Annotated in this window: 5 protein-coding genes and 5 tRNA genes; 2 read left to right on the top strand and 8 right to left on the bottom strand. The window is 73.2% G+C overall.

Going from position 1 to position 6,000, the window contains the following annotated elements:
* Nucleotides 1-135: 135 nt before the first annotated feature.
* The 3 genes from ACLQ2W_RS30395 to ACLQ2W_RS30385 form a co-directional block, all read right to left on the bottom strand.
* Nucleotides 136-1,782, bottom strand: coding sequence for a PKD domain-containing protein (locus ACLQ2W_RS30395; protein ID WP_425790833.1), 1,647 nt, complete (start codon nucleotides 1,780-1,782; stop codon nucleotides 136-138).
* 177 nt (nucleotides 1,783-1,959) lie between these two features.
* Nucleotides 1,960-2,031, bottom strand: a tRNA-Val gene (locus ACLQ2W_RS30390).
* Nucleotides 2,032-2,044: 13 nt separating this feature from the next.
* Nucleotides 2,045-2,117, bottom strand: a tRNA-Gly gene (locus ACLQ2W_RS30385).
* 150 nt (nucleotides 2,118-2,267) lie between these two features.
* Here ACLQ2W_RS30385 and ACLQ2W_RS30380 point away from each other — a divergent pair.
* Nucleotides 2,268-2,510, top strand: a complete 243-nt coding sequence (locus tag ACLQ2W_RS30380; protein WP_107159425.1) for a DUF6458 family protein — start codon at nucleotides 2,268-2,270, stop codon at nucleotides 2,508-2,510.
* 95 nt (nucleotides 2,511-2,605) lie between these two features.
* On the opposite strand, the gene ACLQ2W_RS30375 is transcribed toward ACLQ2W_RS30380, so the two are convergent.
* From ACLQ2W_RS30375 to ACLQ2W_RS30360, 4 genes are all read right to left on the bottom strand, one after another.
* On the bottom strand, nucleotides 2,606-3,424 hold the full coding sequence (locus ACLQ2W_RS30375) for an isocitrate lyase/PEP mutase family protein (protein WP_425790831.1): 819 nt from the start codon (nucleotides 3,422-3,424) through the stop codon (nucleotides 2,606-2,608).
* 113 nt (nucleotides 3,425-3,537) lie between these two features.
* Nucleotides 3,538-3,612 (bottom strand) — tRNA-Val (locus ACLQ2W_RS30370).
* 13 nt (nucleotides 3,613-3,625) lie between these two features.
* A tRNA-Cys gene (locus ACLQ2W_RS30365) sits at nucleotides 3,626-3,696 on the bottom strand.
* Nucleotides 3,697-3,731: 35 nt separating this feature from the next.
* Nucleotides 3,732-3,804, bottom strand: a tRNA-Gly gene (locus tag ACLQ2W_RS30360).
* 273 nt (nucleotides 3,805-4,077) lie between these two features.
* On the opposite strand from ACLQ2W_RS30360, the gene ACLQ2W_RS30355 reads away from it, so the two are divergent.
* Complete coding sequence (locus ACLQ2W_RS30355) at nucleotides 4,078-4,680, top strand: TetR/AcrR family transcriptional regulator (RefSeq protein ID WP_425790829.1); 603 nt, start codon at nucleotides 4,078-4,080, stop codon at nucleotides 4,678-4,680.
* Between the two features lie 120 nt (nucleotides 4,681-4,800).
* Here the strand turns inward: ACLQ2W_RS30355 and ACLQ2W_RS30350 are convergent, their stop codons facing one another.
* Nucleotides 4,801-5,973, bottom strand: coding sequence for an alkane 1-monooxygenase (locus tag ACLQ2W_RS30350; protein ID WP_425790827.1), 1,173 nt, complete (start codon nucleotides 5,971-5,973; stop codon nucleotides 4,801-4,803).
* Between the last annotated feature and the right edge of the window lie 27 nt (nucleotides 5,974-6,000).

Below are 6,000 nucleotides of genomic sequence, written 5' to 3'. Positions count from 1 at the left end.
ACCCGGATGCGTACGCGCAGTGGGAGAAGCAGGCCACCGACCTGGTCAACAAGCACTGGAACAGCTGAGACAGCGCGTGAAGGCCGGCACCCCGGACGGGGTGCCGGCCTTCGTGTGCGTACCGGAAAAACGGGGTCAAGCCGGCGGGAGGACGAACGTCCAGGTGGTGGTGGTCGTGCTCGCCGCCGCGCCCGTCGCGGCCAGCCCGCCGTAGCTGCCGGCCGGGACGCTGCTCGCCGAGTCCGCCAGCAGGCCGGTCACCCGACCACCTCCGGTCTGCGAGCTGTTGCTGCGGACCGCGACGCCGGCCGGCGGGGTGAGCGCGGTGGAGGTGGCGTCGCCGTGCAGCCAGTACGACACGGCCCAGCTCTGCGCGGCGGTCACCGGCGCGAACGGGGTGGTCCGCGTGGCGGTGCTGGCCGGGTCGGTGGCCCGGGCGAAGACCGGCGCGCCCGGCGCGACCCCCCGGTACGCGGCCACCACCAGGTTGCCCTTCGCCTGGCTGTCCAGCGCCACCCGCACCGCCGTGCCCGCGTCCCCGGCGGTCGCGGTCTTCCACCAGGCGGTGGTGGTGGCGTAGCCGCCGTCGAACCGGTCGAGGCGCGTCCAGCCGGTCACCCCGGTCGGCTCGCCGGTGCCGGTGTGGGTGTTCTGGCCGAGCAGGAGCAGCAGCGTGTCACCGGGCTGCACGCCGGACGGGACGGTCACCGTGTGGCTGGACCAGTTGGCGTTCGCGGTGGCCTGCCCGACGAACGAGATCCGTTCCGGCACCGGCGCGACCGTGACGTCGACGGTCGTGGCGCCGGTGGCGCCCCGGTCGTCGGTGACCGTCAGCGTGACCGGGTAGGTGCCGGCCGCGGCGTACGTGTGCGACGTGGTCGGCACGGAGACGGTGTCGGCGTCGGACCCGTCGCCGAAGGACCACCGGTGGTCCTGGATCGCGCCGTCCGCGTCGGTGGAACCGGCGCCGGAGAACGTGCACACCAGCCCGGCGCAGGACGGCGTCACGGCGGCCACCGGGGCCTGGTTGGCCGGCCCGCCGGAACCCTTCAGGATCTTCACGTAGTCGATGTCACCGGCGAAGTAGTCGCAGGTCACCTTCGTACCGTCGCACTGGCTCTTGCCGCCGACGGAGAGCTGCCACGAGTTCGCGATGGTGCCGGTCGGCCCGGACAGCCGGCTGGTGCGGACGCCGTCGACGTACATCTCCACGTACGCGGCGGTGCGGTTGCAGGTGACGGTGTGCCACTGACCGTCGGCGATCGGCACGTCGGTGTACCCGGTGCGCGAGGCGCCGTCGCCGCCGCGGAACAGGCACTTCGGCTTGCCGCCCGGCGCCTCGAACTTCCAGTAGCCGCCGGCGGTGTTCCCCTGTCCCTTCTGGAGGATGTTGCCGAACGAGTACGTCGTGCGGTAACGGATGGTCACCGAGAAGTCCCCGGCGTCCGGGTTGAGGTCGGTGCTGTGCGGCACCAGGTCCACGTGGCCGGGCACGTACTCCTGGTCGGTGGGCAGGTGGGTGGCGAACCGGTGGCCGGTGGCCCCGGCGTAGATCGCGCCGGTGACCACCTCGTCGCCGACCGCGCCGTGCCGGCCGCTGCCGCTGTTGTCCGTCAGCACGGTCGACGCCGCCGGCTCGTCCATGCTCCAGAACGCCACGGTCCGGGTCGCGGTGGCCTGCGCGGGCGCGCCGCCCACCGTCACCCCGGCCGCCGCGACGACCACCGCCACGCCTGCCCGGGCGACCGTACGCCGCCATCGTCCCTGCCCGATCGTCCGCATGTGACCGCCTCCCTGCGTATCGGGCCTCACCCTGACACGCGTCGAGCCGGCGGCCCATAACCCGCACGGTTGATCTTCACCCGGCCCTCGGGGCGAACGGGTGACCGATGTGGCCGGTGCCGGCCGCCGGTGGGGGATGCCCGCCGGTCAACCGGCGGCAGAGGGGTGATTCTTCGGTGGGCGATACTGGGTTTGAACCAGTGACCTCTTCCGTGTCAAGGAAGCGCGCTCCCACTGCGCCAATCGCCCGGGGCAGTTCGCGAGCGGACGACGGGATTCGAACCCGCGACCCTCACCTTGGCAAGGTGATGCGCTACCAGCTGCGCTACGTCCGCACCGTCGCCGGCTCGCGTCGGCGACGAGGGAAACTCTACCCGATGCCAAGATCGCCGCGCGGCGACCCCCCGCGGACTCGTGGTTGCGCTGCTCGTCGCCGGGGTACAGAGCCGGGCGACAGCACAATCATCCCCCTGAAGGAGGCTGTCGTGGGTATCGGTACGAGCATCTTCCTGATCGCGGTCGGCGCGATCCTCACGTTCGCGCTGAACGCCAACGTCGGCGGTGTCGATCTCGACGTCGTCGGCTGGATCCTGATGGCGGCCGGCGTGCTCGGCCTGATCATGACCACGCTGGTCTGGGGCCGCCGCCGTCAGGTGGTCACCACCGTCGACCAGCCGGTGGAGTACCGCCGGGTCGAGGAGCGCCGGGACGTCGCCCCGCCGATGTGATCCGACCGCACACACCCGGGGGCCGACGGAGCTGATCGGTCCCCGGCCGGGCCGGGACGGGGGCGCCGCTGGGCGCCCCCGTCCGCGTCCCCGGGTCAGTCCCGCATCAGCGCGTTGAGCGTGCCGTGGTCGAGCCCGCCGGCCAGCGCGTCGTACGTCCCGGCGTCGAGCGCCTCGGTCGCCGCCCGCCGGACCACCGCGTACGCCGCCCCGAAGACGGTCGACCCGAGGCTGATCCGGGCCACCCCGAGCCGGGCCAGCTCGGCAACCGCCGGGGCACCCGGCCCGACCAGCACGTTCAGCGGGGCGGGAAGCGCCGCCACCAGCGCCGCGATGGTCTCCGGGTCGACCGTCCCCGGCACGAAGACGCCGTCCGCGCCGGCGGCCAGGTACGCCTCGGCCCGCGCCACCGTCTCCGGCACACCGCCGACGCCGCACAGGAACGTGTCGACGCGCGCGTTCACGTAGAGCGGGATGTCGGCGCGGTCGGCGGCGGCGCGGGCCGCGGCCAGGCGGGCGCACTGCTCGTCGACCGGGCGCAGGGGCGGGCCCGCGTCGTACCGGGCGTCCTCGATGTTCACGCCCACCGCGCCGGCCGCGAGCACCGCGGTCACCGTTCCGGCCACCTCGTCGGGGGTGTCGCCGTACCCGGATTCGATGTCGGCGGTGACCGGCAGGGGCACCGCGGCGGCGACCCGGTGGATCACGTCGACGGCGGTCTCGCGGGTGAGCGCGTCACCGTCCGGCGCGCCCCGGCTCCACGCCACGCCGGCGCTGGTGGTGGCGACCGCGCGGGCGCCGGCCGCGGCCACGATCCGGGCGCTTACCGCGTCCCAGGCGTTGACCAGGACCAACGGCTCACCGGGCACGTGCAGGCTGCGGAATTGCTGGGCTCGGGTCTGCTGTTCGTTCACCGGGCCAGTCTCGGCCACGCGGGGCGTTCCCGTTGCCCCGCACCCGACGAGAGAGCCGATGCCCCGCACCCGACGAGAAAGGCCGTGTCGAGTGATCGACACGGCCTTTCCGATGGTGGGCGATACTGGGTTTGAACCAGTGACCTCTTCCGTGTCAAGGAAGCGCGCTCCCACTGCGCCAATCGCCCTCGTCAACTGCCGAGGTGGAGACGGGATTTGAACCCGTGTACACGGCTTTGCAGGCCGTTGCCTCGCCTCTCGGCCACTCCACCGAGGTTGCCCCCGAACTGCGTGGCGGCATTCTCCGAGCGGACGACGGGATTCGAACCCGCGACCCTCACCTTGGCAAGGTGATGCGCTACCAGCTGCGCTACGTCCGCACGCCCCCGGCGTTTCCCGGTGACGGATGAGAACTTTAGCCGAGCGAGGGAACGTTGCCAAATCGGATCCCCGATCCCGGCGCGTCCGGGATGAGCGGTGCGCCATCTCCGGCAGGCATCCTAGGAGCCTGGGTGGGAGCCGGCGGGCCGATCACAGCCGCGCCCACCTGCGGATCCTGACCACCGACGGAGTGTCTACCTTCCGACTGTCCCATCGCCGACCGGCCGCTCCGGTAACTCCTCGTGGTCATCCGGATGGGCTACCGTAACGGCGTGACGAGACGAGCCGCCGAGATCCGCCTGGACGCGCTGCTGCGTACGGCCTGCGAGGTGATCGCGGAACGAGGGCTCGCCAACACACGTACCGCCGACGTGGCGGAGGCCGCCGGAGTCAGCCAGGCGCTGGTCTTCTACCACTTCGCCACCAAGGACCGGCTGCTCGCGCAGGCGTTCGCGTACGCGGTCGAGCAGGATCTGGCCCGCCTGGACGTGGTGCTCCGCTCCGCCGCGCCGCCGCTGGCGAAGCTACGCCGGATGCTGCGCCTCTACGCGCCGACCGGCCGCGCCGCCTCCTGGTCGATCTGGATCGACGGCTGGTCCGAGTCGCTGCGGACGCCGGAGTTGGAGAAGCTCTCCCGCCGCCTCGACCTGCGCTGGCGGCAGGACCTGGCGACGGTGATCGCCGACGGGGTCGCCGACGGCACCTTCACCTGCCCCGACCCGGCTGGCGCGGCCTGGCGGATCAGTGCCGTGATGGACGGCCTGGCGGTGCAGCTCTCGGTGCACGAACGGGTGATCACCCGCCGGCAGATCGCCGAGTGGATCCGCCTGGTCGCCGCCCGCGAGCTGAGCCTGGAACCCGGCCAACTGGACTGATCCGGCACCAGCCCTGGCAGCAGCCCGGACGGGAGCCGGCACCGGGCCCGGCCGGCTGGACCGTGGCGGCGGCCGGGCCCGGCCGTCCACCAGGGGGTGCGGGACGGCCGGGCCCGGAGTTCAGCCGGCGGACGGCTCCGCGGCGCCGGCCCGGGCCAGGCGGGCCCGCATCCGGTCCCGGGCCGGCGGGTGGACGTTCGCGGCGGACAGGTCGCCCCGGTAGTGGGCCAGCACGCGGTGGTCCATCACGCGCCGCCAGACCGGCGGCACCAGCGCGGCGACCACCATGGTGGCGTAGCCGGCCGGCAGTTGCGGCGAGGCGTCGAAGCTGCGCAGCGCCTGGTAGCGGCGCAGCGGATTGGCGTGGTGGTCGCTGTGCCGCTGGAGCTGGAACAGGAAGACGTTGGTGACGACCCGGTCGCTGTTCCAACTGTGCCGGGGGTCGACCTTCTCGTAGCGGCCGGCGGCGGTGCGCTGCCGGGCCAGGCCGTAGTGCTCCAGGTAGTTGACGGCCTCCAGCAGGGAGAAGCCGACCACCGCCTGGAGCACGAGGAAGACCAGCACGCCGGGCCCGAACACCGCCGCCAGCACGGCGAAGAGCAGCACGGTCAGGGCCCAGGCGTTGAGCACGTCGTTGCGCCAGGTCCACGGGCTGCGCCCGCGCAGCCGGAAGCGGCCGGCCTCCAACCGCCAGGCCGAGCGCAGGCTGCCGGCGACGGTACGCGGCCAGAACGCCCAGAACGACTCGCCGAGGCGCGAGCTGGCCGGGTCCTCGGGCGTGGCGACCCGGGTGTGGTGGCCCCGGTTGTGCTCGACGTGGAAGTGCCCGTACCCGGTCGGCGCCAGCGCGATCTTCGACAGCCGGCGTTCCGCCCGCTCCCGCTTGTGCCCCAGCTCGTGGGCGGTGTTGATGGCGATGCCGTCGACCACCCCGACGGTGGCGACCAGGCCGGCGGCGGCCGGCCAGGAGAGCCGGCCGCCGGCCCACACGGCGCAGCACAGCACCAGGGCCGCGTACTGGGCGGGCAGGTAGAGGTAGGTGAGCCAGCGGTAGTAGCCGTCGGCCTGCAACGCCGGCACCGCCGCCTCGGGCGGGTTCGCCCGGTCGTCGCCGATCATCAGGTCGACGAGCGGGATGGCGCCGAAGACCACCGCCGGGGTGAGCCACCATGCCCAGCCGGACCCGGTGGCGTGCCAGAGCGACCAGGCCGAGAACGGCAGCGCCGGCACGAGCAGCGCGAGCGGCCAGAGCGGCCGGCGGGGGTCCCGCCACGGAACGGTGTCGGTACGCATCGTCGGACTCCGATCGGTTGCTCCTGA

This window comes from Micromonospora sp. DT227 (assembly GCF_049841835.1).
In the GTDB taxonomy this organism is placed as follows: Bacteria; Actinomycetota; Actinomycetes; order Mycobacteriales; family Micromonosporaceae; genus Micromonospora.
This window is presented reverse-complemented; position numbering and strand designations above follow the sequence as displayed.

Bases quoted from the DNA above. Each gene is read 5' to 3' on its own strand.
- ACLQ2W_RS30395 (WP_425790833.1), bottom strand. From the start codon at position 1,782: ATGCGGACGATCGGGCAGGGACGATGGCGGCGTACGGTCGCCCGGGCA.
- ACLQ2W_RS30350 (WP_425790827.1), bottom strand. From the start codon at position 5,973: ATGCGTACCGACACCGTTCCGTGGCGGGACCCCCGCCGGCCGCTCTGG.